General features: G+C 62.8%; 13 protein-coding genes. 8 read left to right on the top strand and 5 right to left on the bottom strand.

Annotated elements, in window-relative coordinates; genetic code table 11:
- Both AB0280_RS00810 and AB0280_RS00805 read right to left on the bottom strand, forming a co-directional pair.
- The gene (locus tag AB0280_RS00810; RefSeq protein WP_307489406.1) at window positions 1-840 is read right to left on the bottom strand and encodes a hypothetical protein; all 840 of its coding nucleotides are present in this window, start codon (window positions 838-840) and stop codon (window positions 1-3) included.
- Window positions 841-926: 86 nt separating this feature from the next.
- Window positions 927-1,379, bottom strand: a complete 453-nt coding sequence (locus tag AB0280_RS00805; protein ID WP_307489408.1) for a hypothetical protein — start codon at window positions 1,377-1,379, stop codon at window positions 927-929.
- Between the two features lie 1,341 nt (window positions 1,380-2,720).
- Between AB0280_RS00805 and AB0280_RS00800 the strand changes: the two genes are divergently transcribed.
- From AB0280_RS00800 to AB0280_RS00790, 3 genes are all read left to right on the top strand, one after another.
- A complete protein-coding gene (locus tag AB0280_RS00800; RefSeq protein WP_307489410.1) occupies window positions 2,721-3,215 on the top strand; it encodes an HAD domain-containing protein in 495 nt (164 codons plus the stop codon).
- A gap of 201 nt (window positions 3,216-3,416) precedes the next feature.
- Window positions 3,417-3,959, top strand: coding sequence for an RBBP9/YdeN family alpha/beta hydrolase (locus AB0280_RS00795; RefSeq protein ID WP_366366023.1), 543 nt, complete (start codon window positions 3,417-3,419; stop codon window positions 3,957-3,959).
- A 421-nt stretch (window positions 3,960-4,380) separates the two neighbouring features.
- The gene (locus AB0280_RS00790) at window positions 4,381-5,220 is read left to right on the top strand and encodes a hypothetical protein (protein ID WP_307489412.1); all 840 of its coding nucleotides are present in this window, start codon (window positions 4,381-4,383) and stop codon (window positions 5,218-5,220) included.
- Window positions 5,221-5,292: 72 nt separating this feature from the next.
- Here AB0280_RS00790 and AB0280_RS00785 read toward each other — a convergent pair whose 3' ends face one another.
- Entirely contained in the window at window positions 5,293-6,384 is a 1,092-nt protein-coding gene (locus AB0280_RS00785) for a polysaccharide deacetylase family protein (RefSeq protein WP_307489415.1), read from the bottom strand.
- Between the two features lie 1,252 nt (window positions 6,385-7,636).
- Here AB0280_RS00785 and AB0280_RS00780 point away from each other — a divergent pair.
- The 3 genes from AB0280_RS00780 to AB0280_RS00770 all read left to right on the top strand — a co-directional run bounded on the left by AB0280_RS00780 (window position 7,637) and on the right by AB0280_RS00770 (window position 10,420).
- Entirely contained in the window at window positions 7,637-7,858 is a 222-nt protein-coding gene (locus AB0280_RS00780) for a hypothetical protein (RefSeq protein WP_307489417.1), read from the top strand.
- Between the two features lie 890 nt (window positions 7,859-8,748).
- A complete protein-coding gene (locus tag AB0280_RS00775) occupies window positions 8,749-9,300 on the top strand; it encodes a putative glycolipid-binding domain-containing protein (RefSeq protein WP_307489419.1) in 552 nt (183 codons plus the stop codon).
- A 424-nt stretch (window positions 9,301-9,724) separates the two neighbouring features.
- Window positions 9,725-10,420, top strand: coding sequence for a hypothetical protein (locus tag AB0280_RS00770; protein ID WP_307489421.1), 696 nt, complete (start codon window positions 9,725-9,727; stop codon window positions 10,418-10,420).
- Window positions 10,421-10,661: 241 nt separating this feature from the next.
- Here AB0280_RS00770 and AB0280_RS00765 read toward each other — a convergent pair whose 3' ends face one another.
- Together AB0280_RS00765 and AB0280_RS00760 are read right to left on the bottom strand one after the other, a co-directional pair.
- Window positions 10,662-11,126 (bottom strand): hypothetical protein, encoded by a 465-nt coding sequence (locus AB0280_RS00765; protein WP_366366022.1) that lies wholly within the window; start codon window positions 11,124-11,126, stop codon window positions 10,662-10,664.
- A 249-nt stretch (window positions 11,127-11,375) separates the two neighbouring features.
- Window positions 11,376-12,140 carry a PAS and ANTAR domain-containing protein gene (locus tag AB0280_RS00760; RefSeq protein WP_366366021.1) on the bottom strand — a complete coding sequence of 255 codons (765 nt, stop codon included), beginning with the start codon at window positions 12,138-12,140 and terminating at the stop codon, window positions 11,376-11,378.
- Between the two features lie 720 nt (window positions 12,141-12,860).
- Between AB0280_RS00760 and AB0280_RS00755 the strand changes: the two genes are divergently transcribed.
- Entirely contained in the window at window positions 12,861-13,409 is a 549-nt protein-coding gene (locus tag AB0280_RS00755) for an AMIN-like domain-containing (lipo)protein (RefSeq protein ID WP_307489428.1), read from the top strand.
- Window positions 13,410-14,502: 1,093 nt separating this feature from the next.
- Window positions 14,503-14,877 carry a hypothetical protein gene (locus AB0280_RS00750; protein ID WP_366366020.1) on the top strand — a complete coding sequence of 125 codons (375 nt, stop codon included), beginning with the start codon at window positions 14,503-14,505 and terminating at the stop codon, window positions 14,875-14,877.
- Window positions 14,878-14,986: the final 109 nt, after the last annotated feature.

The raw sequence follows: 14,986 nt of genomic DNA, 5'->3' as shown, positions 1-14,986 counted from the left end.
TCAGTTCCCCTCCCCTGCTCCGGTGTAGGAGAGTTGAAGTGTGGCGCCCTTGCAGCCGTCCTGGTTCTGTGTGGTGTCCAGCATGGCGATCCTGGGCCACTCTCCCCTAACGGGCCTGAGCGCTTCGAGCTTCGATGTCCCCACCGGAACGGTTAGCGGGTACTGGCCGCTGTAGTTGGTTACCACGTAATCCGCCGTACTGCAGGGAAGGCCCGCCGCGACCGCCGCCTTGGTCCGGGTAATGGAAGTGATGGACACCGACAGGCTGGACAGTGCCAAGGCCTTGTTATTGGGGTTGATGAAGGAAAGATTCAACGGCATCGATGCCCCTGGGGTAAGCGGGGGATCAAGGTTGCCCGAGATGGTGAAGGTCTTCGTGGCGGCCTGGACAATCAACTGGACCAGGACGCCGGTTGTCTGGCTGGCGTTGGCTGCGGTGGCAATTGTCAGGTCTGCTTTGCCCAGCGCAGTGGTGGCCTGTGTTGCCACGGTCAAGGCGACGCTGGCGCTCTTCCCGGAAGTGAGCGTTACTGAAGACGGTGCGAAGGCCGCGGTCGTCCCGGCTGGGAGCCCGGACACAGTGGGGGTGACGCTGCCGTTGAACCCGTTGGCAGACGTCAAGGAAACGGTGTAGCTGACCGAGTCCCCCTGGTTGACGGTGCGGCTGGCGGGATTCACTTGGATGGTGACCCCTGCCTTGTTGCCTTGGCTTCCGCCTTGGCTTGCGGCGAAGATCGTACCCGCCGAAGCGAACGTGATTAAAAGCCCCACCAGCAGCACCCTCACCGAGGTGGTGGTTCTTCGCACGGCAGCGCGGACGGCCCCAGACTCGTTTTGCACGGAAAGCCCTTCTAGCTTCGTTGAAGTGGAAGAAGTGGACGTCGCCGGCGGGGAGGTTTTGCCGCCCGCCCCGCCGGCGAGGTCGTTTACAGGCTGCTGACGTTGATCGTCACTACGGCGTTTTTGCAGGCGTCCTGGTTGTCCGCGCTGTCCTTGAAGGTCAGAGTCCCGGCGCCCACGGAAGTTCCCTTTGCTCCAGCCGCAACGAGGGCATTGCTGGTGTCCGCGGTGACGTCGAACCAGGCCGGAAGGCACTCAGGGACATTAGTGGTCACACTGGCAGATAGCTTCCCTACCTTCGTGCTGCTGGTCGTACCGTTGTCGGCAGTGTAGGCGACCTTGACACTATTGCCGGGTGCAAGGCCGGCGTCGAACGTCGCATGCAGGGCAACTGTGCCGCCGCCCGCTGAGTTGGTGGCGGTACCGCTCCCGGAGCCGGTTGTCGTCCAGTAAGCGTAGGCCGCACTGCCGCCACCTGCGATCAGGGCGAGTGCTCCGGCTGCTGCGAGGGCCTTGTTCTTCTTAGTCATTTTGCGCATCGTATGACTCCTTTGGCTGATTAAAGACAGATGATGAGACGCACAGCCATTCAGGGACCACGGGGGATCTTGCTTCCGGCTGATCGATGACGCCCATACTTCCGGCCGCTGGGCACGCAAACAACGCGTAGTTGTACTGGTTTTTTGGGAACGGACCCAAAAATGACCTCTTGGATCACACAGCGGGTACTCAGCTTTTCGCCCCTTCAGCGGATTTACCTCGTGCGTCAACAGGAAAGCAAGACGAAATCCTGCCTGCTGCACGCTGTGCTCTTGCATGGCTGGGGTAGCAATGAGCAAGAAGGGTTATGCGCGGACTTGTGGCCGGCAGCATAGGAGCGGCGACTAATTCCGTAACTATCACCGACTAAGGGTGGGGTGAGCGTTGGTTGGACCCGGAACGATACTTGGGTTCACCTTCGGGTACTTCGCAGCGATCGGAGCATCTTCGTCCTGTACGGCCCGGATCATCGTCTTGTGCGGCCAGCTCAGCGCCGGCGGATCCTTCAATTGTTGCTTCTGCCCTTTGCCTGATCAGCAGACTCGCCGCAGCCCGGCACCGGTAACAGATGGATTCTGGAAAGAGACGGGACCTGGGCTGCTGTCGAGCGGACACGCCAAAGCGGCGGAGGCCCCCCAAGTAGGTCGCTCTGCCGCGCAGAAACACCCAGTGCCAGGGCAGTTCCTGGCGCTCATCCTAGCCAGCGGATCTGACAAGCAAAAGACCCCGAGCCCTTGGGGGGTGGCTCGGGGTCTTACTGGCTTCTCCAGACACCGGTAAGCGGTGCCGTACTCGGCCCCAACTGGTGGATAGGGGGCCCCTCTCTTTTTTGGCCCCTTTCCTCCCTAATCGGGGACCTTGGCCAGAATCGTGCTATCAAGACCGGAGAACCGGAAGCAGCCGCTCATCGTTGGATTCGGCCCGAAGACGGGATTTCGCGACGCTGTTTCCAGACCGAGCCATCCCCGAAACACTCTAAGGTCGAGCTGTCAGCAAGATCGGCCTCACTAACCTTTCAAGTTCGGGGCTTTCGGTGAACGTCCCCCCGGGCAAAGCCTCTCTCACAACCGCCCGCCAAGCGACAGTGGCTGGCGGGGCTCCGTCACAGCCTTCAACTCACGGGAAAGCGCGAGGCCAAACTCTGGTGGACTACATTTCCGCGTACCTATCCCTGCCAAGAACCGGAGTTACGCTGTCGCCCCGGGGCGGCGAAGCACGGGTGACCGGCCGATAGCCTCACCCTTACTACCCCCCGGCCGTCTCCCCGTTGTCGGTGATACCTCGGCCAAATAGGATCTGGAGACTATCCTCCTGCCTACGGAGCGGCTATGGTCTCGGTCATGAAGCCGATCATCCTCCTCGACATCAACGGTGTGCTGAACCCTAAGCTTCAGCAGGGTGACAAGCCTGATGGGAACAATGCACAGCTCTCGGATTTGAAGGCTGCCCTAGTGCATCGGCTCTCCACCAAAGGACGGCTCGCGTGGGTCTCGACGTCAAATGAGGATCTGGTGGACAGCCTCGAAAGGCAGCTGCAGTTGGAGGTGAAACCGCTGCGCGTGGAAATCACGGAGCCAGACGATGAGGATCGACATACGCCCAAGCTAGGGTCAGTATCCAGATGGCTAAACACAATGGAGGCCGAAGGTAATGCTGACTGGGACGCCATTGTGTGGATCGACGATGCGCTGGAGGCTGACGTGCATGACTGGGCCCACCAATACCACCAACCCGTCCTGCTGGAGAAGCCCGGGCCTGAGGAGGGCCTGACAGAAGCCCATGTCGTGGCGGTGCAGGTTTTCATCACCAATCACGGCCGGAGCCATGCTCGCTGACACCAACATGGATACCCCCGCCATGTCAAAAGGAGTTAAGGGTTACGTATACCGTCAGCGTCCCAATGGAGAAACAACTCAATCAAAGGTCAAGGGCGCCCGGGTGACATCGGAGCATAACTGGGCCGCAGGCCGCACTCTCTGGCGTCTCCCCCAATGAACACCCCGGCCAGGGATGTCCCGGTACGACCCGTCCAACGCGTGGTCATCGTCCACGGATACGAATCGTCCCCGGATGCAAACTGGTTCCCCTGGCTTCAAAGCGCCCTCGAAGCTGAAGACATACAAGTCACGGTCGTTCCACTCCCCGACCCGCAAGATCCTGTCAGGACAGCCTGGGAGAACGCAGTCAGCACGGCACTAGGAGTGCCGGATACCACAACAGTGGTTGTGGCACATTCCCTCGGCGTAGTCACTGTCCTACGGGTGCTCGAAACACTGCCGGAACCATGGGAGCTGGGTGGTCTCGTGTTGGTCGCAGGGTTCACCGAACCACTGGCAGCATTGCCGGAACTCGATGGTTTCCTCGCAACTGATGTTGCCGTTGAGCGGGTGGCACCGAGCATCCGGGAACGAACAGTACTTCGCTCGGACACGGACCCCTTCGTGCCGCCGAAAGCATCCGATGACCTCGCCAGACGTCTAAACGCACGCCTCCAGGTCTATCCGGGAGCAGGACACTTCATGGCAGAAGATGGCGTCACAAGGCTGCCACCTCTGCTTGACCTTATTCGCTCCCAGTAGGGCTCCGCGTGGCCCGGGCCGCCCTTCAAGCAGCCCTCCGGAAGGCGGCCGGACACAACTTCGGGCGGAACTGCAGCACTTCGACACCTGTTCGTAAATAAACACCGCCCGGCCAACCGCCCTCGGCTTGAGGGAGGTGCTCCATTTGATCGGGTGCAAAAGCCGGTTTCCGCAGCCCTGACGAGAAAACTTTCAGGCACCCGGCCATTCCACCGGGGCAGCCAGCTGAACCGGTAACCCGGAAAGCTGGCTTTTCCCCGTCGACGCACGCGCTCACGGGCTGTGGCGTTGATTACGTTACCCGGGTGCTGGCCGAAACTCTCAGATAGGCGTGGAAACCTTAACGATGAAATGCACCGGCCCGCATGCCATGTACAGGGACGGGCAACGCGAAGTGTGAACAGAGACAGCAACGGGAACCATGACCAAAACCGACGACCATTCCGAAAAACCAGCCGAGAACACCGTTACGCCCAAGAGGGGCCTTGATCTCAGCCCCACCCAAGTCATCGCCGGCGGGGCCGCCGCAGCCGTGGCTTCTGTCATCGGCGGACAGCTCGGACTTGGCGGGACCGTGGTTGGGGCCTTTATCCTCAGCGTTATTTCCGCTGTTGCAGTGCCATTGTTCCGCGCGTCGCTGGAAAAGAGCCACCAGCAGATCAAGCGCGTCGTGCCCCGCAGGAGCACGGACATTGCTCCCTTCACGCCCTCGAAGGCCACGGACACGTCGGGTACCAGCAGGGCGGGCTCAAGCAAGGTATCCGCCAGCCCCCTGCCCGGCGAAGCCTCCCTCAAGGAAGGCGGCACGCCATTCACCCCACGGAAGTTTCGGATGGCTGTTGGCGGAACGGCCGCCATTTTCGCCATCGGGGTGGGCTCGGTTGTCGGTGTCCAGGCAGCGACTGGAACGTCCCTGTCAAAAGGCACGGCCGACCTCCAAACCGGTATCTCCCAGGTGGCTTCGAATGGTTCAAACACACCCATCAGCCCCCCGACCACCAAGCGGCCCGGTGGCAGGGACGCGGACACCGGCGCCACGCCGACGGCCACCGCCCCCGCTGGGGACAGCGTGGAAGCGGATACTCCCACGCCCAATGCGACTACGAAACAGACAGTCCCCACCGGTAAAGCCACCCCGCAACCGTCGGTCATTCCAAGCCAGGCGCCCCCAACAGCTGGGCCAAGCAGCACAGCGAAGGCAACGGGCGGTCAAGCGGGCCCTGGCCTTCCGGCGGCAACCGCGGGACCGGCAGCCAAGTAGCCGGCCTGCCTTGGGCGGCGTGTACGGTGCCGCCGAGAGTGAAAAATCGACAACGGCCGACCCGTCCGCTCGCTATTTGCGTTCTGGCCGTGCGCGGTAGACGTGGCCGGGCAGCAGGGGTGTTCCCTCGAAGAGTTGCGGCACTGTGACGAGCTGGTAGCCCTGTTCCTGGAGGCTCGTGATGAGCTCCTGTTGTCCTGCGACGGTTGTCTGGTCCACGTCATGCATGAGTACCACCCCGCCCGGGGTGACTTCCTTTAGCACTTTCGGGACGAACATTGCGGGGTTCCTGGTTTGCCAGTCCAGGGAGTCGACCGCCCAGATGATCAGCGGTTTGCCCACGGCGGCCTGCACCATGGCGTCGGCGGCCCCGTACGGGGGGCGCATCAGTGAAGACGAGGAGCCGGTTGCGGTCCGGATCGCGGCATCGGTGCGATCCATTTCGCTCTTGACCGCCGCGGGGGTCAGCTTGGTCAAGTAAGGGTGGCTGTAGGTGTGGTTGCCGATGGCGTGCCCAGCGTCGGCAACCTGCCTGGCGGTTGCCGGGTGGGCGGCAGCGTTGGCCCCGGTCATGAAGAAAGTCGCCTGGGCGTTTCTGTCTTTCAGAATTGTCAGCAGCTGTGGCGTGGTCCTGGCGTCCGGGCCGTCGTCATAGGTCAGGGCCGCGCACGGGACGAGGTCGCAATTGACGTGGCGGAGCGCCGGGGCGGCAGCAGGCGGGGCAACCGCAGGGGTCCTGAATTGGGCGAGTACTTTATGACCTGCGTCGCTGAGCATCGCCTCGGCCTCCGAGGCAGGGATAATTATCATTCCTGGCCGGCGGGACGGTCCCTGATCCGTGGTGACTTCAAGCTCTCCGGACGGTCCCAGGACCACGTCGGCCGGTGCCGGCTGCTGCCCAGCGGGCGCGGCGATGCCGGTCGGGACCGGGCGGATGCGGGCCCGGATCCTGTCCAGGGCCTCGGGCCGCAGCAGCTCAACGGCACGACGCAGTTCTCCCGAGACCGTATCAACAGTGAAAGTTTCAGAACTGACAGTAAATTTGCCGCCGGGGCCGGTATCCCTCACCTTCTCCCGGAACATGATCACGGTTCCACCGGCCAGCACTGGCTCGGCCGAGAGGGTGAGGGAAGGGACCTGAGACGGGTCAGCATTCAAGGCCATCGCCGGACGGTACCGGCCAGCGGAAGGGGCGGCCGCTGCAGCCGCTGTGTCCAGGGCGGCAAGCAGCCAAGCATCCAGATGCGCGTTCAATCCTGGGTGCCCTTCCATATAGGTCCAGGACGCCCTGATCTGCCGTCCCCCGACAACAGCGGTCACGGTCATCGGCTGGCTGCCTGGAACTGTGACAGGTTGATGCGCATGTGGAAAGGCTGGCGGGAGCACCAGCGAGGCAGTGGGCCGGCTAATCGTCGCGGCGGGTTGCGGCCGGCCCCTGAAGTCAGGAGAGGCGAACACTCCGTCGCCGGTGCACAAGAGCACGGCGGCGCATAACCAGGCCACCACCGCCAGCGAAGCGGCGGCGCCCCTCCCCCGCCACGGGCTTTGCCCCGTCAAACCCAAACAACTCCTATGTGCTGACCCGATAGGCTCCCGACCGGTCTGGACCCCAAAGGGAGCTTAGTGCGAAACTCCTGCCGCACGGCAACCGACGGAACCACGTATGACGCACATGGCACCCATAATAGTGGGCAACAAAATCGCCCGTATTAGGTACGGGTTTTGTAAACCTCGGGTCTACACGGGTAGTGCCGGGTTCTGCTGCTGTGCCGATGCCGGGCAGGGAGATGTAGCCCGCGATTCTGGCGAGCAGACTGGAACGGTTATACGGCTGCAGAAGGTGCCCCGGGGTGCTGCCGGGGGAAAGACCCAAGGTACCCGGTCTTGCTACCCGGCTTTGTTGGGCGGAAACTTGACTCATCAGGCTGTGCAGTCAGCCGCAGCAGTTTCACGGAAAGCCGGGACATCATGTCCACCCCCACCGACCAGATTCGATTTTCCGGCCTTCCCCTCACGGGCTTCCTACGCAGGCGGCCACCGTGGACTTCCAGTTCGCCACCCACCGTGGGACCTGTGGTTCTGACCCCCCACGGGGGTACATGCGTGCCCACGGGATTCCGGGGACGCCTTCCCGGCTCACGCCAAGCATCCCAGTCATGAGTACCGCCCAGACGGTGGCACTGATTTTCGTTGCTGCCTCCGCGTGGATCGGCCTGACCCTGCTCGTTCTCCTGACGCTGCGCCGCCGCAGAAAAGGCTCATCAGTCGTTGCTTCGGCTCCACCACCCCCGGATCCCACCAGCACCCGGCCACACAAGCCATGGCGAAGGGCTCCGTCCCTAACAGGCCACAGCCCCATACCCCGGCGCAGAACAAGGCATCAGAGAATCCGACGGCCCCACTATAGGAAGCAATCATGGATCCCGGGACGATCATTGGTTACGCCGCAGCCTACCTGGCCACCCTGACGGCGATATTCCTGCTCTATCTCCCCGAAATCGTCCTGCTCGTAGCCCTGCTGATCGCAGGCGGCCTGCTGCAGTTGTTACTGATGCCCTTCGTCTTCCTGGTCAGAAAGCTTCGAGGGCGCCCCGACGTCGACATGGACACGTCCTGGCTCCTTGACCGCAGACTGTAGCCCGCCCCCCCAACGTACGACCCCTTACCTGGCCACCAGGCTGTCCCCTCCATACCCCCGAGTATCACGGCGACTCTTTCGATACACGTGCGGAGGCACCTTCTTCAGTTTTCGGCTGACTTCTGTTCGCTTCCCCAGGACTGGCAGTCGGCGCCGACGCAGAACCATGCCGGTTAGACGTGAAGGACACCCCGCCAGTCGTCAGGCCCCCGCGAAGACGGGATCCAACGATCAGTGCAGGGAGCAGGCTTCCTCGTGGATCAGGCTGGAAGAGGTGCGGCCCAGGCTGTGATCAGGGCTCCCACTTATCGAAGGTGCAGCGGAAGTCACAGCGATTTGGTGTCGCTTCCGCCAAAGAAGATGCCAAAAGCTTGCCCGTTCTCCGCTGGGCGGTCTTATGATAATCCCAGCCGAAGGGGAATCGGCATGGGGTATGGGAAGAGTGAAGGGCGCGCTCTGTGCATGTGGCGCGCCCTTCCTGCTCCCCCGGGGCTGCTTGCGATTCCGAATCAGTGGACTACGTCGCCCGAGCCAGGATCGTGCTGCTGTTTCGTGCGGCGGCGGACCGTCGGGCTGAAACGTGCGGCGCGGGCTCGGGAGGACCCGTATATTCATGATCCCGATAAAGCAATATGCCGCTGGACCTGGACCTGTGGCTTTTGACTGGCCAAGTGTCCCGCGCCCCACCGTTGGTGCGACGGCGCCGCTGAACCTATGGCCCACCTGGCGGTAGGGCTAACGCAGCAACCCGGGCCTGCGATGAGCACAGGCCGGCCCTCCGCCAACAGGGCAACGGTATCCATTCCCCGTCTGCTTGATCACACACATGCGCTGGCTGGCCGGACCCTGACTTCGGGAACCGGCAAAAAGAATCAGAGAATAGGTGGACGATGAACTACACCTGGTACGGCATAGAGACGCCGAGCATCGAAAAGCTTCACTTCACGGCGGAGGGCGAAACACTTCGGGCTCTTTCCACGTGGGTGAATGAGAACGGACACTACGACTACGAGGTGACTCTTGACCGCCGCTGGATCTTCCGTGAACTCAGGCTCCATCGGCATGACGACGGGCAGCTCGAGATCCGCCGGCACCGCGACGGTACGTGGAACGTCAATCAGGTACTCCGCCCGGACTTGCAGGGCGCCGTTGACGTCGATTTAGCGCTCAGCCCCTTCACGAATACCCTGCCGGTCCGGCGGCTTGACCTGCCCCTAGGGGTTCGTACGGAAATCATCACGGCCTATGTTGCCGTCCCCTCCTTGCAAGTGACGCCCGATCCGCAGGCGTATACGAGAACGGCAGCAAATCTCTACCTGTACGAGTCACTGGACAGCGACTTCAGCCGTCAGATCACGGTGGATGCTGACGGGTTCGTCATCGATTACCCCGGACTGTATACACGCGATCCAGCGGCCGGAACGCCGCGCCCGAACGCTTAGCCCTGCCTCACAATTGGACGCCCGTGGCGCGATACTGGCGTGCCCGCTCTTGGAGCCCGTCCTGGACGCATCTCCGCCGGGGCATACCGGAAGTCGCCTGTCACATCAGGCAGCGACGTCCACGCGGCCTCGTTGTTGATCTGCACTATGCTCCGGGCAAGTGCTGCAGCCCCGTCCCCTATCGTGCCTGCCACGGAGAGAAGCGCGTGGAGGCTACGCCGTGACCCCCGGCGGGTGCACCCGGAGGCCTGATTATTCAGAGCACACCAATGCGGTATCAGTCTGCACGGTCGAAGAGTTGTCGGAGCAGCGTTTTGCCGCTTATTTGCTTCAAGGATGCGTGCTGCTGCGGGGCCGGCACGGTGCGCGATAAGTTGCCGTGGCGGTCCCGGCCCGGCAGAACAGTGGGTCTAAACTCCTATGCGTGACCCCCGACAATAAGACGCAGGACGCAGCGGAGCATCGCTGGCCGGCCGTCATTGGCCTCCTTACCGCGCTGGGCCTGTACGGGACGTTGCCGACGACATTCCTGCCGGGAGTCCGCTACGCCGTGGTCGTGGTCGGGCTGGGCCTGTTGATTCCGCTCGTGGCCTTGAACCCCCGCCGCCTCACCCGCCAAACACGCTGGTCCAGGATTCTTTCCGTTGGCCAGGCACTCCTGCTGGTCGCAGCCAATGAGGTTGCACTCATACAGCTGGTTGTTGCCCTCACAAGGGCAGATAACAGTAACGGGCCAACCCTTTTGCTCGCCGCACTTCAGGTATGGGTGACGAACGTGATCGCCTTTGCCCTGGTGTACTGGGAACTGGACCGTGGCGGCCCCGTATCCCGCCGACACCTCCCCCGGCCCCACCTGCCTAGAGCAGACTTCCGTTTTCCCCAGGACGAAGACCACGACGCCGTCAAGGAAGTTGCCGCCAGATCTTCGGTAAAGACCGGCTGGACAGCGGCGTTCATCGACTACCTCTACTTCTCGTTGTCCAACTCCATGGCGTTCAGCCCCACGGACACCATGCCGCTTTCAGCGCGGGCGAAAGGCCTCATGGGGCTGGAAGCCTTCGGTGGGTTCGTGCTGCTGGCACTCGTCATCGCCCACGCCGTCTCCCTCCTCGGCCAATAAGCGGCCCATGAGCGGGGGCAGTCCGTCGTCGTGCCACACCATCTGGACCGGAACCCGCTTGCCGGTCGTTCCACGCCCGCATCAACAAGGCTCGGACCAGGTAATCAACGGCTGGAGACGAGGCTCATTCCTGGCCGAGGTCCGGTGGGGTTCGGGCGGGCCGGCAGGACCGGGTTCTGGCCGCGTTTTCCCGTTTGGCCAGTGGCATAACGACGGAGGAACCGCCGGCGGACCCTCGTCGCTACGGCCCGACCGTCGTAGGAACCCGGGCAGCCACGAGGGGTTTCCAGTGGTCCCCGGGGTCAGTGTTGGGCCCCAGGCCGGTGAGGGTGCCGTCTAGCCCCGGGCGGGTGAGGACGCCGGTGGCGATGGTCACGTCCCTGCTCGCTGAGGATTTGAGCCATTGGAGGTTTTCCGGGTCCCCGGTATCGAGTTGGACTGACCAGACGGTACGGTTGTCCACCAGTAAACACACCAGCCCGTCGTCCGTCGACGCCCGGCAGCGGATACTGCCGTCGCCTGGCCGGGCTTTGAGAACGATGTCCTCCAGATTGCCGCTAAGGACGGAGCGAAACCCCCGGGCCAGCAGGTCTTCCTCCAGCCAGGGATAGGGCCCGCCATGGATCGGCCCGTGCAAGTCACCGGCGACGGCGCTCACCGCCAGGACCGGGTACTGCAGGATGCCGAAAGAACCTTCAATTCTCACCGTGTGCCTAAATCCCAGCGCGTCTAACTGGTCTACTTGTACTGCCACGTCCCCAACTCATCCCCCTGCCCTCCCCTGAGGGAGGCATCATTCGTTTCCGCAAATACTGTAAGCAGGGTCCCGGATCAACGGGAAGAGACTTTATCCAGACATGAGACAAAGATGGGGTGATCTTGAGCCTCGCAGGGGGTTTACGCCGTGGGGCCCGGCCGGGGAGGATCAGCGTGTCCGGGCCCGTTTAGGGGCTGGTCATTCGGGGTCGCGTCGGCGCCGCAGGGTGCCGCAGTCCTTCAGCAGTCGGGCGGCAGTGCCTTCGTCGACGGCGTTGAGGATGGTGGCGGCCACAACGTGTACCTTCGTGTTCGTGTGTTGGCTGTGGGCGGCGAGGATGCTGAACGCAGTATCAGCGCTGACACCCAGGAGTGCACGGATGACTCCTTTCGCCTGCTCGATCGCTGCTGTGTGGGCCAGTGCGCCCTGGACAGCTGCTTCGGCCGTCAGACGCGTCTCCTCACGGATGGTTCTGGTCAGGTCGACCATGAACCCTGTAGCCCGGGCCGCCGTTCCGCGCCCGTCGTTGGTTGCGTGCAGGGAGGTAAAAACCTGGCGTTGCCGGCCGCGGCTGTCGACCACCCGGTGCAGCAGGGCGATCTGCCCGCCATTGTCCGCAAGGTTTTTCAGGAGGTGTGTGAACGGTCCTCGGTCGTCCGCGTGCTGGTGCGCCATAAGTACCTCGAGCGTGGGGACGATCTGTCCGGGCCTGAAACCGTGAATCCCATACACGCCCTCAGACCAGGTCATCGACCCGGAGGCCAGGTCATAGTCGAGGGTTCCCGCCGGGCACACACCATCGGCCAGCAGGGGAAACAGGTAGGTGTCCAGCGATGACGTCATCCGCAAAATATCCCACATCTCCCGGAACCCCGCAGCACGCACGGCACCTCCCATGGTCACGATTACCCCGATCCGCCGCGCATCCTCGGGTTTCGGCTCATGCGTGGCCCCGATGTTCACGTCGTCTTCACGGCGTGATCGTAGCTGTGCCCGGCAAAGAGCCGCCACATCGGGACGTTCGCCCTACTCCGACGAAAGCTGCCCGTGCCATGGTGTGGGAATGCCGTTCTTTGTGGAATACGACGGAGAGGGTCCAGTACATGGGCGTTTCAGCGTTGCCGGCAGCAGCAACTTGGAAGCACTGGCCCACGCGATGGAGGCCCTGCGGGTATCGAGTGCACTACAGCGGCGTTACGGCATGCAACCAGCTTTGGTGACCCTGCAACCGGCAGCAGCACCGTGGCGCACTTCGACCCGTCCACGGGGTGGGCCATGACGGAAAGACCACCCGGCGCATGAAACCCGGGGCAGACCGTCTCCCCCGAACGACAAGCCGACCCCCACGACGGGGCAGGACGCGCGCCCGCCGGGGTCCACTCATCCCCGTGTTGGGACAGATTGAGGGAAAGCGCTTCACAGCCTCGAAAAGAGCTTTCGGAGCTCACCTTCCCGTCGCTCCGCCTGTCTGCGCGCCGTTATCGATCAATAACGGCGGGGTCCAGAACCGCCGGATAACCGGGCAACGGTTACGGTAACAACGGCGTCGATGTATTGGACCGTGATGCTACCGGAGAGTTCCTCACGGTTCCGCCCCGAATCGGCCACAAGCGCCCTTTCACGCGGCCGCGACACCTAATCTTGTGGTATCCAACAGCACCACTCTTATGGATGGCACCCACAATGAAGAAACTCCTCCTCTGGCTCACGACGCTCCTCGCGGCCGTCGGGCTGGGCCTACTGGCGCCGGGGCCCGCCTCCGCCGCCACCCCGTATTGCGGTCTCGAATGGGGATCCCAGGCTAAAACCGTGCCTGGGATGAGCACCGCCTCAGTCACCAACGTCCGTACAGGGCAGCAGTACTGCTTCGACAGGATGGTGGTTGACCTCAACGGCCCCGTCGAGGGCTACACGGTGGGGTACGTCCCCACCATCATCCAGGACGGCTCGGGCCTTCCGATTCCTGCACGGGGCAACGCACGCCTGCAGGTCACCGTGAACGCACCCTCCGAAAACCACACCGGCAGCATCACCTATAACCCGGCCGACAAGGCAGAACTGACCAACGTGGCCGGCTACCAGACCTTCCGGCAAGTGGTCTACGCCGGAAGCTTCGAAGGCTACACCAGCATTGGCCTGGGCGTCCGCGCCCGGCTGCCCTTCAGGGTCTTCACACTTGAAGGCCCGGGAGCAGGTTCCCGCCTGATCGTGGACGTAGCCCACTACTGGTGATCCAACCCAAGGTGGCGCACCCCGCCGATCCGGGGTGCGCCACCTTTCTTGTGATGTATTCCCAGTTCTCGCGACCGCAGGGGTGGTGAAGGCCTGGGCACGGTTGAGCCCGCGCGCAGCTGAAGCTAAGCCAGCCCGTTGCACGTGGCAGCACCCCTACCGGACGCATAAGGAGGCGCTCCAAAAATTGCCGGGCGGGGTCTGGAACAGCGGAATCTGTGCCGTGACTCGCAGCAGCGAATTTGTGACCCGACCTTCCGCCATTGCGGGCTGTCTTTCTCCTCGTTCCCATGTTCATTCGAGTGTCAGCCGGCGCATGTGACTATGGCAGTTTGACTCAGGACCGGTGACGGTTTGAGTCAGGACCACCTCAATGTTGCCTTCCGCGGCCTGCGGGGCCGAGCTGACGGACGCTGCTCGGCAATCGAATGTCTTGAATTTCCACGCGCGGGCAGGCTCCGCGTTGAGGCCGCGAAAATCAAGCCTTACGGCCGTAGAATTGATGGCGTCCCCGTCACCGACCGGCCCCCCAGTAGGTCGGTGACGGGGGCCGGAATCATCTATCGTGCGCGCATCTGGCCCTCAGCTGCCGGTATGGTCCTGGTCTAAGACATAAGCAGCAGGAAAACCGTGACGCGTCCCCGGATCGCAGCTCAACCCGCCGTGCGCTCTTTGCTTCCCTCACTCATAAGTGACGTACAACATGAACTGAGCTCACCAACCCAGCCAAGGATATGGTTCACGGGGCCGCACGGCCCGGCGGCACAGGGCCGGGACACCGGGCGGCCACCGCTCTGATTCGATCTATCTCTCCCGACACTTCCGGATAACCATCAAGATCGTGCCTTGACTTGATGCGACGTTGCCGACGACGTTCCTGCCAAATGTTCGCCTCGCTGTCGTCATCATCGGATTGGGCCTGCTGGTCCCACTCGTGGCCCTGAATCCCCGTCGCCTTACCCGCGAAACGCGCTGGTCGAGGTATCTTTCCGTCGGCCAGGCGTTGTTGCTGGTCGTAGCAAACGAGACGGCCTTAGTTCAGTTAGTCGTTGTGCTCACAAACTCGGCCAACAGTAACGGTCCTACCCTTCTGTTGGCAGCACTTCAGGTATGGGTGACGAACGTCATCGCCTTTGCTCTTGTCTATTGGGAGTTGGACAGGGGCGGCCCTGTCTTTCGACGGCACAGCCCGCGCCACGAACTACCCCGCGCGGACTTTCGTTTCCCGCAGGACGAGGACCACGATGCCGTCAAGGAAGTTGCCGCCAGGTCGTCGGCCAAGACCGGCTGGACTGCTTCGTTCATCGACTACGTGTACTTCTCGCTGTCCAATTCCATGGCTTTCAGCCCCACGGATACTATGCCGCTTTCGGCACGGGCTAAATCCCTCATGGGGCTGGAGGCCTTCGGCGGCTTCGTGCTGCTGGCACTCGTCATCGCCGATGCTGTATCCCTGCTCGCCCAATAGACCCCGCCGTCTGGCACCGGCGCAAGCGGGCGTGCCACGGACTCAAGCTCCACAAAAAGGTCGGCGGCCCGGAAGCCGGCCCAGGGCTGGCAGCTGATCGATTGAATAG

It is taken from the genome of Pseudarthrobacter sp. 902506025 (genome assembly GCF_040702325.1).
In the GTDB taxonomy this organism is placed as follows: Bacteria; Actinomycetota; Actinomycetes; order Actinomycetales; family Micrococcaceae; genus Arthrobacter.
This window is presented reverse-complemented; position numbering and strand designations above follow the sequence as displayed.

Bases quoted from the DNA above. Each gene is read 5' to 3' on its own strand.
- AB0280_RS00780 (WP_307489417.1), top strand. From the start codon at position 7,637: ATGGATCCCGGGACGATCATTGGTTACGCCGCAGCCTACCTGGCCACC.
- AB0280_RS00805 (WP_307489408.1), bottom strand. From the start codon at position 1,379: ATGCGCAAAATGACTAAGAAGAACAAGGCCCTCGCAGCAGCCGGAGCA.
- AB0280_RS00800 (WP_307489410.1), top strand. From the start codon at position 2,721: ATGAAGCCGATCATCCTCCTCGACATCAACGGTGTGCTGAACCCTAAG.
- AB0280_RS00755 (WP_307489428.1), top strand. From the start codon at position 12,861: ATGAAGAAACTCCTCCTCTGGCTCACGACGCTCCTCGCGGCCGTCGGG.
- AB0280_RS00790 (WP_307489412.1), top strand. From the start codon at position 4,381: ATGACCAAAACCGACGACCATTCCGAAAAACCAGCCGAGAACACCGTT.
- AB0280_RS00775 (WP_307489419.1), top strand. From the start codon at position 8,749: ATGAACTACACCTGGTACGGCATAGAGACGCCGAGCATCGAAAAGCTT.
- AB0280_RS00785 (WP_307489415.1), bottom strand. From the start codon at position 6,384: ATGGCCTTGAATGCTGACCCGTCTCAGGTCCCTTCCCTCACCCTCTCG.